Origin of the sequence: Aeromonas sp. 9A (assembly GCF_963900955.1) — a bacterium.
In the GTDB taxonomy this organism is placed as follows: domain Bacteria; phylum Pseudomonadota; class Gammaproteobacteria; order Enterobacterales; family Aeromonadaceae; genus Aeromonas; species Aeromonas salmonicida.
The window spans coordinates 3,463,672-3,479,714 of the sequence record NZ_CAWRFG010000001.1 but is presented as its reverse complement, the minus strand read 5'-3'; the positions used below and the strand labels follow the sequence as shown (position 1 = coordinate 3,479,714).

Below are 16,043 nucleotides of genomic sequence, written 5' to 3'. Positions count from 1 at the left end.
ATTACAGCTATGCAAGGTACGCCACAGCTCTTTATCTGGAGGCTGTCATGGCGTTTCCGGCGCCGATTAATATCGGAAGCAAAATATATCTTTCGGCGCAAATAGTAGACCAAGGTCACGGTATTCACCGGTTGAATGCCGTAGCGTCGGTCGATGGGGTTGTTGTTGCAAAAGCGTCAGCAAAATTCATTGAGAAAAAAGTGAATGACAGGAGTTTTATTAATGAAGAATGACATCATGGTTTTACCAGAAATGGATATAGGCATCTCAACCACCGATCGCCAAAAAATTGCAGATGGTCTGTCGGCACTGCTTGCAGACAGTTATACCTTGTATCTGATGACGCATAATTTCCACTGGAACGTGACCGGCCCCCAGTTCAATAGTCTGCACAATATGTTTATGGACCAGTACACGGAGCAGTGGAATGCATTGGATATTATCGCAGAGCGGATCCGCGCCCTAGGATTTCCGGCACCGGGTACCTACAAGGAATTTGTACGGCTCTCCTCCATCAAAGAAGTGGAAGGGGTGCCTTGTGCCAATGAAATGATCAAGCATCTGGTGCTGGCACAAGAGGCCACGGCCAGAACCGCCAGGAAGTTGTTCAATCTGGTGGATGAGGCCAACGATCAGCCCACCGCCGATGTGCTCACCCAGCGCCTTGATGTGCATGAGAAGACGGCCTGGATGCTGAGAAGCATGCTCTCCTGACACAGTGTGCCTTGGCCTTGTGTGGCCAGCTGCAACGAGATCAATAAAAAGGAGCCCATTGGGCTCCTTCGTTTTTGGGGGCGGTAATTTTCCTGTCAGCTGTCTCTTGGTCCATCCCTCTCAAGTTGGCGGTTAGCTCACCGCCAAAGGTCAGGCGGTGAGCCTCGCGGAACTGCCATGGGGCTACCCTGGCCCTGTCTCCCCGAGTCTGGGATTGAGGGAGAGGATGCGGGTCTTGCTGACTCTGTGGCGATAGATCTCCCGCAGATAAAGCAGGGCCTTTTTCACCGATTCGCGGCTGAGGCGAATGTCGTTGATGGAGACGAACTTCTCTTTCTCGCGGATAAGCTCACGGTACTTCTTCTCGTACATGGGCTTGATGGCGTACCAGTTGGTATCGAGGATCTTGGCCGGGTTTTCGAACTCGTTGAGCATGCTGTCGAGCAGCTCTTCGTTCCACTCCTCGTTGCAGATCATCTCGATCACCACCTTGTCGAGGTGATCGTCGAAGCGATAGTGATCCTTGGCAAAGCAGCGCTTGATAAAGGCCACTATCAGGGTCAGGAAGTCATCGCTCAGGCAGGGGCTCTTGACGATCAGGGTGGTGAGGGAGATGTTGGCCGACGCACCTATGACCAGGGCATAACGCTTGAGGGTGGTATTGGGAAAGAGCCCGTTGAGGTGTGACTTGAGCCGGTTGAGATCCATATAGGAGAGCTTGTACTCCTTGGGCAGGGAGATGATCGACACCACAGAGGAGCAGTTCTTGAAGAAGTGCAGTTCGTTGAGGTGGGCCGGGTCATGGCCGCTTTTCACATAGTCGTCCAGATACTCCCGATAGTTGCCCGCTTCGATGGGCAGCAGGCTGATCCCCTCTATGGCCTGGGTCATCTTGTTGAAGTGGGGCAGCTCGATGGATCGAATGAAGAGGTCGTCCACATTAAGCCCGCCCTCCTTGTCAAACATGCCGCCGGGGGGCGAGATGGACTCGGCATAAGCCACCGCCACCGGTCCCGCCAGACTCATGAACAGATCGTTGGCATCGAGACGAATAGTCTCGCTGATGTCGATGCCCGCCCGGCGAAAGTAGTTCTCGTCGTAGTCGGTGGTGACGGCCTGGGCGGTGAGAATGTTGAAGATCTGCTGGGAGATGTACTGGTTGGCGTACTTCTCCATGGTGTTGACGTCAACATGCTGGATCTCGCCATCGTCGCTCTCTTCGGCGTAGCGCATGATGTCGTTGGAGATCAGCATCATGGCATTCCAGGGCCTGATCCGCTTGAGCATGCTGGCATCGCACGCCTGCTCGTTGTCGAAGTGATAGGAGAAGTCCCACTCCTCGGCCAGGTATTTGCACAGCAGGCGCCCGGCATTGATGTGCAGTGCTTCTGAAATCTCGATGCCCCGATCACAGATATTGGGCAGTATGCAGATGCCGCTGGTGAAGATGGGATCGAACATGAAGTGCTCCCCGAGGGAGAGGTGCTCCTCCTCTTCTGATGGGGGCGAGAAGGTCTTGCTCATGTAGGAGTACTGCTGGGCCAACCCGAATTCGGAGGCCATGCCGGAGCCGGTGCCGCCCCCGGCACTGAAGATGTAGAAATAGAGGCGGGACTGGTTGGCCTTGATGCCGCAGGAGTCCACCAGATAGGTATGGATCGCCTGCCACTCGGAGTTGGCGAAGTAGTGGGGGCTCTTGTTGAGAATGATCTTGGCCAGATACTGACCCAGTATGGGGGCGTTCCCCGCGCCCCCCGCGTGGATCTCCGACAAGTCCATCACCCGCATCTTGGCGTAGTCGCGCAAGGAGCCACCTTCGCCGCTGCGATTGGAGTGGCGGATGCGGCCATCTATGTCCTTGTCCAGGTCCCCCAGCATCACCATGGGTTCGATCAGAAAGACAGGGCGGGCGCCATTGCTGGGCAGTCGCAGGTTGCGGCGGATCCAGCTCAAGGGGCCAAACTCCTTCTCCCGCTTGCGCTGTTCCTCGCTGTTGAACTCGTTCATGTAAAAGCTGCGGGCGTTGTAAACCAGCGAGGCCACATCCTGGGCGATGTTGGAGCCGCAGCGCCCCAGCCCCACCAGGCAGACGGACGGAAAATTGTGCGGCACTGTGGTGCCGGTTTCGTTATCCCCCGGGGCGGTGGGGAATACAGCACTGCGAAGCTGCTCAAGATTGTCGAGAATGCGGGCCAGGTCCCCCTCTGTGTAGTAGAGATAGCGGTTGCCGGCGCTTTGCTCATCATCCGTGCTGGTGGGCAGCAGATCAGTATGCTCTGTCATGAAACAAGATCCCTCTTTGGCGGCGAATGTATATAAATCAGCAGCTTTTGCACTGCCTGGTAACTCTAGATGATAAAAAGCAAGGGGGCGGTGAGAGGGAAGTGAGAGTTGTCACTGTGTGATCATGGGCACAGCAACTGGCCGCAAATCCGTGAGTTCGTTTACCAAGCGTGCAGCAAGAGTTGGGCTGGTTGGGAGAGTGACCTGCCTCCATGGTCTGGTGACAACTGCAGATTGGGTCACAGCGCAGCCAGTGTCTGAAAATGGTGGCAACAGCGCTTAACCTCGCGCCAGATAGCCCAGCTCGGCGGGATTGGCCGTCTCACCATGATGATGGCGGCATCTGAATGCTGTTCTAACTCGGCGTAAAGTCCCACATTGACCTGGTCGTACCTAACAACCAAACGTGTCCTTATGGTGCACTTTTGATGATTTTGGTGCTGGTTGCGAGAGAAAGGTGTGGAGGGGTTCACTTTTTTAGAAAAGGAAGGGGGTGAGGACTGGATTGGTCTGGCTTGCAGAGTCGTGCGGCACTTCACGTTCACTTCACCGAGCGGGGGTAGGGTAGGTGCGGGTTTTCAGTTGGATCTTTTCGTTATGCCCACCATAGTCACCCACGCCGCCGTCCCCCTCTGCCTTGGGCTCGGGCTTGGCAGCCGGATCATCCCGCCGCGCCTGCTGCTGGCGGGGGTTGTCATCGCCATGCTGCCCGATGCCGATGTGCTCGCCTTCAAGTTGGGGGTTGCCTACGGCCATGTCTTTGGCCACCGTGGCTTTACCCACTCCCTGCTGTTCGCCTTTGCCCTGCCCACTCTGGCCATGCTGTTTCACCGCCAGCTTAGGGCAAGTGCCGCCACCGTCTGGTCGTTTCTGTTGGTCTCTCTGCTCTCCCACAGCCTGCTCGACTCGCTCACCACAGGCGGCAAGGGGGTTGGCTGGCTCTGGCCATGGCGTGACGAGCGTTTCTTTGCCCCCTGGCAGGTGATCCGGGTCGCCCCCTTCAAGCTGGAGGCCTATCTCACCGGCCGAGGTGAGGCGGTGATCCTCTCCGAGCTCTACTGGGTCTGGCTGCCGGGGGTTGTAGTGATGCTGATATTGATGGGATGGCGGGCGTGGATCAGGAGGCGGTGTGGTGGGATTGGAAAGGGATGTCGGAAATATCGTGGTATGGCAAGTATAAGGCAGCATTCCAACCATGATTTGCCATTTATATCGATATAGAGCATCCACCTTCCTGCGTGCTGACTATGCTGCGGCTTGCTTAGAAAGGTGGGTGTTCTAATTATTTCATTTTGTCTTATGTTAACTCAGCTATTCACTGGTTTGATTGGCATAAATAGCAACTGGAGTGTTGGCTGGGGCCCAGAGTAATGGCCAATAAAAAGGGGCACCTTTCCAACCTCGTTCTTCATCGCCATTTTGCCTAAATAGCATTAGCATGGGTGAATCTTTTGCGGTTTCTCGTGCTATTTTGCCTTCGGTTGTGGCTGTATCTGGTGTTGCGACATAGCGTGTGTGACTTCCTTCCCCAGCTAGGCGGCTGTTGTTACGGCCAGTGAGCCACAAGCACCAAATTTTACCTGGAGTTGATGAACGTTTATCCAAGTAATCAATAGCTGAGTGCACACTTTGCCAATCAAAGCTGTATCCTTCATCCTCAGCCATGAGAATAACTTCTTCTATTAATGTCAGAATTTCATGGGCCTTAGTTGTTGGGATCAGAAATGGCTCTTTACTCGCGCCACTTGGATGAAGAATAGCTAACATAGTGTCGACTTTGTCAGTGATATCCCTAGTTTTACCTTTACTCTGTGTTTGGAATCCAACAGGTAATAATCTCTTGTGTGGTTTTAGTGTTGTGGTCTCAGTGAGGAGTATTTTGTTGGGGCTACAAGGAATAACTGAGCCATCTTTGGCTTTTTGAATGAACACGACACCTTGCTCTGGGTTATTCTCTATTGCTTCACGAAGAGCTATGTCACTCTCATGCATACTTCTCATTGCGCTATAAATTGTGGGTTCGGTGTAAAAACGAGTTACAGCTAAATCTTCGTTAGAGCGATAACCGTACATTCTAGAATGTTGAAGCACAGTATCTTGTTGATATCTTGCAGGTTTTCTTCCGTAGTAAAATCCAATAAGACGACCAATGGTTATACCTCGATCCAAAATTTGGCCGCCAATAAATATATTCAATGGTGTACGTAGTTTTAGCTGACCACTATCATCTAGTAGTGACTCAATTTCTTTTTCTGAATTGACCGTGGTAATTATCAGTTCCCCATCACACAATGCTTCGCGACAACGCTCAAGCACGGCAGGGAATTGCGGCATTAAATATCCCGCAAGGCAAACCGATTTAGCCAAACCATCATATGCATCCTTCACAAGATATTGGAAAATGTCACTAGTATTTTCAGCTGCAGCCTTAACTTTCTCGCTCAGTTCTTGAATAATTTGCTCTTGCCAGCCATGAGTAGATTTTGATACATCAGTATGAATTAAAAAACTAAATTTTTGATGGCCCTCTTGAGCTTGCTTTGATTGCAATTGACGGATCGCACCACCAACTAAAAAATTCAAAAAAGCAGTTCGTAGTCCTTTTATCGCATTAGAGGTAAGTACATCCTCTAGCTTAAAACGCCGCCTATCCTGCTGTTTCATAACATGTAATTCTGTTAGTGCAAGAGGATGGTAAAGATAACTTGCGACAGTATCCTCTTGCTCTGAGTCGGAAAAATAGTAATCGCTTCCTACATAAGCATCATTTACTGGGACTAACTCGGTAAAAGCAGGCTTTACTGGCTTAAAAGTCTCACCATGAATTTCAGTGTTATCTGGTTGTAAATAAAGAGCGTATGGTGTGGCTGTGACTTGTAAAAACGATGCGGCAGTGGCGTAAGTGCGTAACTCTTCTAGTTTTACAGCAGTAAGATTTGCATCAATCTCCCCCTGCTGTTTTTTAAAACCGACGCTGGCGTAATCTGCCTCATCGTCAATAAGAAGCACACGCTTTTGTGCCAGTTCAGGGTATTTTGTCGAAAAAATATGGACTAATTTCTCTAGGTTATCCTTTTGCTTCTTGGCTACTAAGATGATCTTTTTCTTCAGTTCATAACCAACTAACTCCGTTGGCATATGCATGATGTCAAATACCAAGACATCGTCTTGTTCACAAAAGGGCTTGAACTCTCTCTGAATTCTCTGTTGGGTCTGCTTGGATAAGGCTTTAGTGCCCTTTGTCAGGATAACTGATATATCATAATTATTATCGAAGGCAAGCCCAACAATAGCCATGAAAGTTTTAGTTTTTCCTGACTGAATTTTCCCCAACAACATACCAGGATGATCACCCTGAGTTTTATGACGGTTTAACTTAACAACTGTAGACTCAATACATCTACGTTCAATATCAGTATAAGGGAATTGAGCTGATTTAAGAAAATGATTATAGAAAGCACCATTGATTATTAAGTTTTCCATAAAACCTCTTTTTATAACGATAAATGTGTTAGCTGGTGATGTTGTTCTCAGTTAGCTCTATTTATAAATCTCGTATGTTGGGTTAAAAATCGTAGGTTGGTGCTGAACGAAGTGAAGCCCAACGTTTACCGCGAATATATCTGAAAGCTGTTTTACGGATCAGCCACATCCTTATTTATCCAGCTCTGGGTGGAGTAATAATATTCGCCTGTTGGGCTTCGCTACGCTCTGTGCCAACCTACAAACAGCCACGCTACCGCCCCTGAGTTACAGCCTCCAGTCTGCTGCTTTTAACCTACGAGAAAGCAACAATCGCTGTCATGGCGCTCTCCCGAGAGATGGATTGTCGTTTGGCTATCTTAAGGGGGAGTCTGGCGGGTTGAGAAGAGGGGTTTAGCGGGAATCTGTGCTGGATCAACAAATTAGTCATTGCACCCAGTGCTGGGTGATCACTCGCTTTGCTAGTGAATGCGAAGATATCCTCACTCCAGCTCTCTCCCAAGGGGAGAGGGGGGGGGCACGGTTGCACGGTTTTGATCCCCCTCTTATTCGCTGAGGCGAGGCCTCTTGTCCAGGCCGCGAGGCAGGATGCCGAGCGAGCGGCGCTGGGCCATGGACGGCCCATCGGCGCGTGCCGTTGGACAAGAGGATGAGCCGAAGGTACCCGACGTTAGTCGGGCGAATAAGCGGGGGAGAAGACCTTTGGTGTTATTTGCCAAAGAGAGCGGGTCTTTCCAAAGTCACTCGCCCACGCCCGAAGGGCGGGCGAAACCCCGTCGAGGGCAGCGCCCTCGCGTCCCATGCGGCGAAGCCGCATCAAGGGGCCAGCCGCTGGCTCAGGAATCCGGCGAGAGTCTGTTGTCGTGGAGCAACTATGTCTTGCGGTGCAATGCGCTGCGCTTATTGCACCCTACGGTGTTCCACTGCGTGGTAACGCCGCGCCATCACATCCAATCCGCGAACGTCCGAATACGCTGCGCTATTCGAACCTACGATTCGATAACGCCGGGGGATTAGGGGTTCCCTCACTCTGACCCTCTCCCAAGGGGAGAGGGGACAAAGACGCTGGGGCGGCAACAAGCAAAAAAATAGAAAGGGAGCCTATCAGGCTCCCTTTCCGCACTCACGGTCAATGGCATGTGACCCATGCCGGCCCTTATCGATTTGTCGCCGCCTTCATCCCTTCCACAAATTCCTTCAGGCGGGTCAGCATATGCTCCGGGTTCTGGTGGTGGGTCTCGATGATCTTCACCACGGCGGAGCCGGAGATGGCACCGGCGGCGCCAGCGGCAATCGCTTCGCGTACCTGAGTCGGTTCGCTGATGCCAAAGCCGAGCAGGGTGGGGGGCGCCTTGAACTCGCGCAGGGTATTGATCAGCCCATCCACCGGCATGCCGGCCTTGGTCTCGGCACCGGTGACGCCAGCGCGGCTCACCAGATAGGTGTAACCACTGCCCAGCTCCGCCACCTGTTTCAGGGTCTCGGCATCGCCATTGGGCGGGGCGATAAAGATGCTGTCGATGCCGAACTTGTCGGCGGCCGCCTTGTAGGGGGCGCACATCTGCACCGGCACGTCGGCGACCAGCACCGAATCCACGCCCGCCTGCTGGCACTTCTCATAAAAACCGTCGATCTGGCGCACATAGACCAGATTGGCGTAGACCAGCAGGCCAATGGGCAGTTGCGGGTACTTGGCGCGGATCCGGCCAAGCAGCTCGAAGCAGTCGTCCGGGGTGGTGTGGCTCTCGAAGGCGCGCAGAGCTGCGCCCTGAATGGTGGGGCCGTCCGCCACCGGATCGGAGAAGGGAATGCCGAGTTCGAGGGCATCGGCGCCCCCCTCGACCAGGGCATCGACGATGGCCAGGGAGAGTTCGGGGGTGGGGTCACCCAGCATCACGAACGGTACAAAGGCGCCCTGATTGACCGCATCCAGACGTGAGAAAAGTTGTGCGTAACGGTTCATGACAAGGTTCCTTCTTTCTCGAAAATGTCGGCAACGGTGAAGATATCTTTGTCGCCACGGCCGGAGAGGTTGACGATGAGCACCTGCTCTTTCTCCGGTTCACTGCGGGCCATCTTGAGGGCGTGAGCCAGCGCGTGGGAGGACTCCAGCGCCGGGATAATCCCTTCTGATTTGGCCAGCTCCTGGAAGGCGTCCAGCGCCTCCTTGTCGGTGATGGAGACATACTCGGCGCGGCCGATGGAGGCCAGATGGGCGTGCTGCGGGCCGACGGAGGGGAAATCCAGCCCCGCCGAGACGGAGTAGGACTCCTGAATTTGCCCCTGCTTGTCCTGCATCAGGTAGGAGTGCATGCCAAAGAAGACCCCCTTGCTGCCGTGACCGAGCGGCGCACCGTGTTCACCGCTCTCGATGCCGTGACCACCCGGCTCGACCCCGATCAGGCGCACCTCCTTGTTGTCGATGAAGTCGGCAAACATGCCGATGGCATTCGATCCGCCGCCGACGCAGGCGATCACCGCATCGGGCAGCCGCTCCTCTTTCTTGAAGCACTGGGCCTTGGCCTCTTCGCCGATCATCTTCTGGAACTCCCGCACGATAGTGGGGAAGGGGTGCGGACCGGCGGCGGTGCCGAGCAGGTAGTGGGCGGAGTCGTAGTTGGCAGCCCAGTCACGCAGCGCCTCGTTGCAGGCATCTTTGAGGGTGGATGAGCCGGAGTGCACCGGAATGACGGTGGCGCCCATCAACTTCATGCGAAACACGTTGGGCTTCTGGCGCTCGCAATCCTTGGCACCCATGTAGACCCGGCACTTGAGGCCGAGCAGGGCACAGGCCAGTGCGGTGGCGACGCCATGTTGACCAGCGCCGGTCTCGGCGATGATCTCGGTTTTGCCCATCCGCTTGGCCAGCAGCGCCTGACCCAGCACCTGGTTGGTCTTGTGGGCGCCGCCGTGCAGCAGGTCTTCACGCTTCAGGTAGAGGCGAGTCTTGGTGCCCTTGGTCAGGTTGCGGGTCAGGGTGAGCGGGGTCGGGCGACCGGCATACTCGGTCAGCAGCTCCTGAAATTCGGCAATAAAGGCCGGGTCTTCCTGGGCATCGACAAAGGCTTTTTCCAGCTGAAGCAGGGCGGGGATGAGGATCTGGGGCACATACATACCGCCAAATTCACCAAAAAACGGGTTGAGCAGGGTCATGGTTTCTTCCTTATACCTTGAATCAAAAAGACATTATTAAATTCGGTGTTATCGCTCTGCGCTTTCAAAGAGGCGAAGGGCACTGTTACAAGCCGCGCAGGGCGCTAAAGGCCGCAGCTAGCTTGTGTGGATCTTTCTGGCCCGGGGCGCTTTCCACCCCGGAGTTGAAATCAAGGCCGAGGCAGCCGACCTGAGCCGCCTGCAGGGCGTTGTCGGGGTTCAGCCCGCCTGCCAGCATCAGCTTGGCTTTATCGAGATTGGCCAGCAGGGCCCAGTCGAACGCCTGACCCGTGCCGCCGCTCTGGCTGCCCACTTTTGTATCCAGCAGCAGGCGATCCGCCGGATAGTCGAGGGCGGGCAGCGGCTCGCCACTGTCCTTGCCAAGAGAGACGCCCACAGCTTTCCAGATCTGGCAACTTGCAGGCAGCAGCAGACGCAGGTTGTCGATATAGGCGGCATCTTCATCCCCGTGCAGTTGCACTGCGGCCAGTCCCAGCGCCTCCACCGTTTTGGCGATGGTCTCTTGCTGGGTATTGCGAAACACCCCCACATAGGAGAGCTGCGCACCCGCCATCACGGTACGGGCGGTGGGAATGTCCACATAGCGCGGGCTCTTGGCGACAAAGATGAGTCCGCCGAATACGGCGCCTGCCTGATGGGCAGCGGCGGCATCGTCGGCGCGGGTGAGGCCGCATACCTTGTTCTGGCCCAGCACCAGCTTGCGCACTGCGGCCTCCAGATCGGCTTCCTCCATCAGGGAAGAGCCCACCAGAAAGCCCTTGGCATGGTGGTGAAGGTCGGCGACCTGGGTGCGATCCTTGATGCCGGATTCGCTGATCACCACCCGATCGCCCGGAATATCTTTGGCCAGCTGTTTGGTGCGGTTGAGATCCACGCTCAAGTCCCGCAGATCCCGGTTATTGATGCCAATCACCGGCGCCCCCAGCGCGATGGCACGGGTCAGCTCCTCCTCGTTGCTCACTTCGGTCAGCACGCCGAGGCCGAGCTCCTTGGCCACCGCGAACAGGGCGCGATAGCCCTCGTCGGTGAGTACGGAGAGCATCAGCAGGATGGCGTCCGCCTGATAGTGGCGGGCCAGATAGAGCTGATAGGGGTCGATCATGAAATCCTTGCACAGCACCGGTTGCTGGACGCGGGCGCGCACTCGCGGCAAAAAGGCGAAATCCCCCTGAAAGAACTTCTCATCGGTCAGTACAGAGATGGCGGTGGCGTATTTGCCATAGATATCGGCGATCGCCTCCGGGCTGAAATCGTCGCGGATCAGCCCCTTGGAAGGGGAGGCCTTCTTGCACTCCAGAATAAAGCGGGTGGAACCGGCCTTGAGCGCACCGACAAAATCCCGATCGCTTGCTACCAGTTCACTCTGGAAGCTCTCCAGCGGCTGGGCCAGCTTGCGGGCCGCAACCCACTCCTGCTTGGCCGCCACGATTTTGCCGAGAATGGTCTGGTTGATGGAGGCCATATTCAGAAAAGCATGGGGGGCAATGGGGTCTGACATCTCGTTATCCTTGCGAAACTGGCTATTGCCCTGCGGGCGATCTGAATGAGTGCTGTGCGAAGTAGTGGCTGACATCATGCCTCCTGATGGCCCGCTTCCTGATGGCTTAGAATGGCGAGCCTGGCGGCGAGCTCGGCCGCCTTGCCGCTCGCCAGCACTGCCAGCACCTCGGCCGCCGCGCTCTTGAGATCCGCGGCCTTGCCCGCCATCAGCAGCAGTGGGGCCACGTTGGCGGCGATGGCGGCGTTGTGCGCTGGAGTGCCTTGCCCTGCCAGAATGGCGGCTGTGATAGCGCGGTTCTCTTCGGGCTCGCCCCCTTGAATGGCGCTGACCGGATAGGTTTCCAGGCCAAAGTCAGCCGGGGTGATCATGAATTCGCGGATCTCGCCGTCACGGATCTGGGCCACCTGGGTCGGGCCGTGGATGGCAATCTCGTCGAGCCCGGCGCCGTGCACCACCATACCGGTTTTCAGCCCCAGTGCCAGCAGGGTTTCTGCGATGGGGCGCACCAGCTCGGGGGCATAGACCCCCATCAGCTGATAGGTGGGGCGAGCGGGGTTGATGAGCGGCCCCAGCACGTTGAACAGGGTGCGGGTCTTGAGGGCCTGGCGCACCGGCATGGCGTGGCGCACGCCAGCGTGGTACTGGGGGGCGAACAGGAAGCAGATGCCGAGTTCGTCCAGGCAATGGCGCGCCTGCGCCGGGCTCATGTCGAGCTTGATGCCCATCTTGTCGAGCAGATCGCTCGAGCCCGACTTGCTCGATACCGAGCGGTTGCCGTGCTTGGCCACTTTCAGGCCGCAGGCGGCGGCGACCAGTGCCGAGGTGGTGGAGACGTTGATGGTGTTGAGGCCATCGCCACCGGTACCGACTATGTCGCAAAACTCATAATCCGGACGCGGGAAGTCGCGCGCTTCCGCCAGCAACGCTTCGGCGGCGCCAGCGATCTCCTCCGGTGTCTCCCCCTTGATCTTGAGGGCGGTCAAGAGACTTGCGAGCACTATGGGATCCACTTCGCCACGAACCACCTGGCCGAAGGCGTCACGGGTGCTTTCACGGCTCAGAGACTGACCCTGATAGAGGGTGTTGAGATGTTGATGCATGTTGGTCTCCTTACCTTAACGCACGCTGCTTTCTGGGCGGGTGATATGGGCGAGCGCCTGAGTCAGCAGACGGGCCCCTTCCGAGGTCATGATGGATTCCGGGTGGAACTGGAAGCCCAAAACCCGCTCATCCTGCTGCTCGATGGCCATGGGCATGCCCTGATAGTGGGCAATCACCGTCAGCTCTTCCGGTACATAGGTGGCGACCAGCGAGTGGTAGCGGGCCACCGGCAGCGGGCTCGGCAGACCGGCGAAGGCGCCATGGCCGTTGTGCTCAATCAGCGAACGCTTGCCGTGGACAATTTCGCCCGCCGCCCCGACGGTGCCGCCGTAGGCTTCGCACAGGGCCTGATGGCCGAGACAGATACCCAGGATGGGCACCTGACCACGAGCCAGCTTGATAAGGTCGATGAGGCAACCCGCCTCGTGGGGGGCGCCCGGGCCCGGCGAGAGTACCAGCACGGCGTCCCCTTCACAGGCTGCGATCTCGCTCATTATGCGGCTGGCCGGCAGGCTGTTGCGGTAGATCCGCACCGGATAGCCGAGGGAGCGGAACTGATCGACCAGGTTGTAGGTAAACGAATCGAAGTTATCGAGCAGGAAGATGTTAGTCATGATGCTGCTCCTTCGAAGTGCGGAACTGATCGGCCGGGGCGCTGTAGGTAAACGAGTCGAAGTTATCGAGCAGGAAGATATCAGTCATGGCTCACGTCCTTATGTTGCTCCTGCTGGGCGCTCAGGGCTTGCAGTGAGGTGCCATGGCTGGCGGCGATGGCGGCCAGCACGGCGGCCGCCTTGGCGCGGGTTTCGTCCGCTTCGGCCTGGGGTTTGGAGTCGTAGACCACACCGGCACCGGCCTGCACATGAGCCATCCCATCTTTGACAAAGGCGGAGCGAATGACGATGCAGGTATCCATCTCCCCCGCACCATTGATGTAGCCGACGGCGCCGCCATAGCTGCCACGGCGTTTGCCTTCCACCATGCGAATGAGCTCGCTGGCGCGGATCTTGGGGGCGCCGGTGAGGGTGCCCATGTTCATGCAGGCCTGATAGGCGTGCAGGGCGTCAAGGTCAGAGCGCAATGTACCGACCACCTTGGAGACCAGATGCATCACGTGGCTGTAGCGATCCACTTTCAGCAGCTCCTTGACGTAGCGGGTGCCGGGCTCCGAGATACGGGCTATATCGTTGCGACCCAGATCCACCAGCATCAGGTGTTCGGCCACCTCTTTTTCATCCTGGCGCAGCTCCAGCTCGATGCGACCATCGAGATCCCGGTTGATGCTGCCATCGGGGTTGAAGCCCCGGCGGCGGGTACCGGCGATGGGGTACATCTCGACGTCGCGGCTGGCGGCGCAGAACTTGACCGCGCTCTCCGGCGAGGCGCCAAACAGGGTGAAGTTCTCATCCTGCACGTAGAACATGTAGGGGCTGGGGTTGGTCTGCTTGAGGCGGCGATAGGCGGCCAGCGGGCTCGGGCAGGGCAGGGAGAAGCAGCGGGACGGCACCACCTGGAAGATGTCGCCCCGGCGGATAAAGCCCTTGAGCTTCTCCACCTCGGCGCAGAACTGCTTGTCACCCTTGTCCACGCTCATGCCGCCGGTCAGGGGCTGGGTGGTCAGCTCGGCGCTCAGGGGTTGCTGGCAAATCTGTTTGAAGTCGGTGAGTCGCTCGGTGAGACGGGCATATCTGTCATCCACATGGCTTTCGTCGCTGTCGCCACCAAAGATGCAGGCCAGCAACTGGGTGGATCGCGCGATATGGTCGATGGTGATCAGGGTTTCGGCCACGTAGAAGCAGTAGTCGGGGCAGTTGTTGCTCCCCTCCGGCACCTCTGGCAGATCCTCGAAGGAGGCGATCAGGTCATAGGCGAAGCTGCCCGCCATAAACAGTGCCTCTTTACCCAGCTGGCACTGCAGCTCCTGTTGCAGGGTGCGCAGCACGTCCAGCACGCTGGTTCCCTTGAGGCGACTGTCTTCATCCAGTGCCCGATCGGAGGCGGGGAAGTCGAGCTGCAACTCGCCATCCACCAGCGTCTGGCTGATGACGGCGGGCAGACGCTCGGCCAGCAGGCTCTGCAACTGGGCGCCGTTGTCGTTCAGGGTGCGAACCCGCACAGTACGCCCCCGACATTCGATGCGCAGGCAGGCATCGACCAGCAGCAGGCTCTGCTTGCCCGCCTTGGAGTCGATCTCGACCGATTCCAGCAGCAGGTTGTTGGGGCGCCCCTGGCAGAGCTGGGTATAGAGCGCCAGCGGGTCGGCCACATAGGGGGCATTGAGCTTGAGGGTATCGAATTCACCCAGGGGCAAGCGAGTCGTATTGACGGTCATAGTGCGTTCCCTTGCGTGTGATGCGTTTTACCGATGTTCATGACATTGAATTCCTTGAAAAAATGCCTTAGAAATTACGTTGGTTTGGCAGCTTCAGTTGGGTTGCCATCGCCATGTCAGTGTTCTTGTCTGAATTCTCGGTTTCATCACAGGTCCATTTGCCGGATAATAAAAAAGCCCGCTGGGGTCAGCGGGCTTTTTCTTTGGGTTCTTAATTTGCTGTCAGATTACAGATACAGCAACGACCACACGCCCGCATGTCAGGGAGTGTGCCACCACCAGATGGTCAGGATGGAAGTCGTTTGCATGATAAAGTCCTGTAAAAAAGATGTTTGCAATGAAGTGCCTACAGAAAACGATAAAGCCGCGGCCAAGTCAAGTCGCTTTTTTGCCTATCTATCCCGATGGGGACCTGACCATGAGAGCGGAATAACCTGATGAGATTCGATCTTCACTGCCATACCACTGCCTCCGACGGCGTGCTGAGCCCCGCCGATCTGGTGCGCCGCGCCGCCGAAAAACAGGTCGAGGTGTTAGCAGTCACTGACCACGATACCCTTGATGGGCTTGATGAAGTACGCAGTACCATCGAAGCCGAGCAGCTGCCGCTACGACTGGTAAGCGGGGTCGAGATCTCCACCGGCTGGGAGCACCACGAGATCCATGTGGTGGCGCTGGGGGTGGATGAAAAAAATCCGCAGCTGGTGGCGTTTTTGGCGGGCCAACGGGCTCGCCGCGAGACGCGCGCACTTGAAATAGGGCGCCGTCTGGAGAAGTGCCTCATCCCCGGCACCTATGAAGAGGCCAAGGCGCTTGCCGGTGATGCTGCCGTGACCCGGGCCCATTTTGCCCGTGTGCTGGTGGCGCGCGGTGTGGCCGACAACATGCAGAAGGTTTTCAAAAAGTACCTGAGCCGTGGCAATAAGGGTTATGCCCCGGCCGAATGGCCCGAGATGAACGAGGCCATCACCGCCATTCACGCCGCCGGTGGGTTGGCGGTACTGGCTCACCCCAGCCGTTACGATCTCACCGCCAAGTGGATCAAGCGGCTGCTGGTGGCCTTCAAGGCGGCCGGTGGCGATGCCATGGAGGTGTCACTTCCCCAGCAAAGTCCGCAGGAGCGGGCCAATCTGGGCCAGTGGGCCAAGGATCACGACCTCTATATTTCGGTGGGGTCTGATTTTCATTTTCCGTCCAGCTGGACCGAGCTGGGCCGCCACCTCTGGCTGCCAAAAGAAGGCATGCCGCTCTGGCTGGCCTATCCGGACCACTTTGGTCTCACCACCGAGCAGCACGCCACCCTGCTGGCCAGTCGCTAGCACGGGGTCTGCCGGTTGGCCCTCTGTTGCATGGGAGGGTAAACCGGCGTCAAACAGGTTAAGGTAGCGTCATGGGTCTGGAACCCGTGACCATACGAGCGGGCAGGCATTGCCGCCCCCATTGCGAGAACGAGCT

At 56.8% G+C, this 16,043-nt stretch carries 11 protein-coding genes and 1 pseudogene; 4 read left to right on the top strand and 8 right to left on the bottom strand.

Features of this window, described 5'->3' with window-relative positions:
* Positions 1 to 47 precede the first annotated feature (47 nt).
* Positions 48 to 233, top strand: a complete 186-nt coding sequence (locus tag AACX78_RS16075) for a hypothetical protein (RefSeq protein ID WP_236556346.1) — start codon at positions 48 to 50, stop codon at positions 231 to 233.
* Entirely contained in the window at positions 223 to 714 is a 492-nt protein-coding gene (locus tag AACX78_RS16070) for a Dps family protein (RefSeq protein WP_159166804.1), read from the top strand. Before AACX78_RS16075 ends, AACX78_RS16070 begins: the two co-directional genes overlap by 11 nt.
* Before the next feature lie 183 nt (positions 715 to 897).
* Here the strand turns inward: AACX78_RS16070 and AACX78_RS16065 are convergent, their stop codons facing one another.
* Positions 898 to 2,997, bottom strand: a complete 2,100-nt coding sequence (locus AACX78_RS16065; protein WP_021141219.1) for a hypothetical protein — start codon at positions 2,995 to 2,997, stop codon at positions 898 to 900.
* Positions 2,998 to 3,594: 597 nt separating this feature from the next.
* Between AACX78_RS16065 and AACX78_RS16060 the strand changes: the two are divergent.
* Positions 3,595 to 4,125, top strand: a pseudogene (locus AACX78_RS16060) (metal-dependent hydrolase); the annotation flags it as partial.
* Between the two features lie 183 nt (positions 4,126 to 4,308).
* On the opposite strand, the gene AACX78_RS16055 reads toward AACX78_RS16060, so the two are convergent.
* From AACX78_RS16055 to AACX78_RS16025, 7 genes are all read right to left on the bottom strand, one after another.
* On the bottom strand, positions 4,309 to 6,480 hold the full coding sequence (locus AACX78_RS16055; RefSeq protein WP_159166803.1) for a Z1 domain-containing protein: 2,172 nt from the start codon (positions 6,478 to 6,480) through the stop codon (positions 4,309 to 4,311).
* A 1,156-nt stretch (positions 6,481 to 7,636) separates the two neighbouring features.
* A complete protein-coding gene (gene trpA, locus AACX78_RS16050; protein ID WP_159166802.1) occupies positions 7,637 to 8,443 on the bottom strand; it encodes a tryptophan synthase subunit alpha in 807 nt (268 codons plus the stop codon).
* On the bottom strand, positions 8,440 to 9,633 hold the full coding sequence (gene trpB, locus AACX78_RS16045) for a tryptophan synthase subunit beta (RefSeq protein ID WP_068977078.1): 1,194 nt from the start codon (positions 9,631 to 9,633) through the stop codon (positions 8,440 to 8,442). Before trpB ends, trpA begins: the two co-directional genes overlap by 4 nt.
* 85 nt (positions 9,634 to 9,718) lie before the next feature.
* Positions 9,719 to 11,227 (bottom strand): bifunctional indole-3-glycerol-phosphate synthase TrpC/phosphoribosylanthranilate isomerase TrpF, encoded by a 1,509-nt coding sequence (trpCF, locus tag AACX78_RS16040; protein WP_201302880.1) that lies wholly within the window; start codon positions 11,225 to 11,227, stop codon positions 9,719 to 9,721.
* Positions 11,227 to 12,255 (bottom strand): anthranilate phosphoribosyltransferase, encoded by a 1,029-nt coding sequence (trpD, locus tag AACX78_RS16035; protein ID WP_159166801.1) that lies wholly within the window; start codon positions 12,253 to 12,255, stop codon positions 11,227 to 11,229. Before trpD ends, trpCF begins: the two co-directional genes overlap by 1 nt.
* Before the next feature lie 15 nt (positions 12,256 to 12,270).
* Positions 12,271 to 12,870: an aminodeoxychorismate/anthranilate synthase component II gene (locus AACX78_RS16030; protein ID WP_005359135.1), complete on the bottom strand. Its 600-nt coding sequence runs from the start codon at positions 12,868 to 12,870 to the stop codon at positions 12,271 to 12,273.
* 80 nt (positions 12,871 to 12,950) lie between these two features.
* The gene (locus tag AACX78_RS16025) at positions 12,951 to 14,588 is read right to left on the bottom strand and encodes an anthranilate synthase component 1 (protein ID WP_159166800.1); all 1,638 of its coding nucleotides are present in this window, start codon (positions 14,586 to 14,588) and stop codon (positions 12,951 to 12,953) included.
* Positions 14,589 to 15,025: 437 nt separating this feature from the next.
* On the opposite strand from AACX78_RS16025, the gene rnm reads away from it, so the two are divergent.
* A complete protein-coding gene (gene rnm / locus AACX78_RS16020; protein WP_159166799.1) occupies positions 15,026 to 15,907 on the top strand; it encodes an RNase RNM in 882 nt (293 codons plus the stop codon).
* The last annotated feature ends 136 nt before the right edge of the window (positions 15,908 to 16,043 follow it).

Coding starts and splice junctions, on each gene's coding strand:
- AACX78_RS16075 (WP_236556346.1), top strand. CDS start 48: ATGGCGTTTCCGGCGCCGATTAATATCGGAAGCAAAATATATCTTTCG.
- AACX78_RS16070 (WP_159166804.1), top strand. CDS start 223: ATGAAGAATGACATCATGGTTTTACCAGAAATGGATATAGGCATCTCA.
- AACX78_RS16065 (WP_021141219.1), bottom strand. CDS start 2,997: ATGACAGAGCATACTGATCTGCTGCCCACCAGCACGGATGATGAGCAA.
- AACX78_RS16055 (WP_159166803.1), bottom strand. CDS start 6,480: ATGGAAAACTTAATAATCAATGGTGCTTTCTATAATCATTTTCTTAAA.
- trpA (WP_159166802.1), bottom strand. CDS start 8,443: ATGAACCGTTACGCACAACTTTTCTCACGTCTGGATGCGGTCAATCAG.
- trpB (WP_068977078.1), bottom strand. CDS start 9,633: ATGACCCTGCTCAACCCGTTTTTTGGTGAATTTGGCGGTATGTATGTG.
- trpCF (WP_201302880.1), bottom strand. CDS start 11,227: ATGTCAGCCACTACTTCGCACAGCACTCATTCAGATCGCCCGCAGGGC.
- trpD (WP_159166801.1), bottom strand. CDS start 12,255: ATGCATCAACATCTCAACACCCTCTATCAGGGTCAGTCTCTGAGCCGT.
- AACX78_RS16030 (WP_005359135.1), bottom strand. CDS start 12,870: ATGACTAACATCTTCCTGCTCGATAACTTCGATTCGTTTACCTACAAC.
- AACX78_RS16025 (WP_159166800.1), bottom strand. CDS start 14,588: ATGACCGTCAATACGACTCGCTTGCCCCTGGGTGAATTCGATACCCTC.
- rnm (WP_159166799.1), top strand. CDS start 15,026: ATGAGATTCGATCTTCACTGCCATACCACTGCCTCCGACGGCGTGCTG.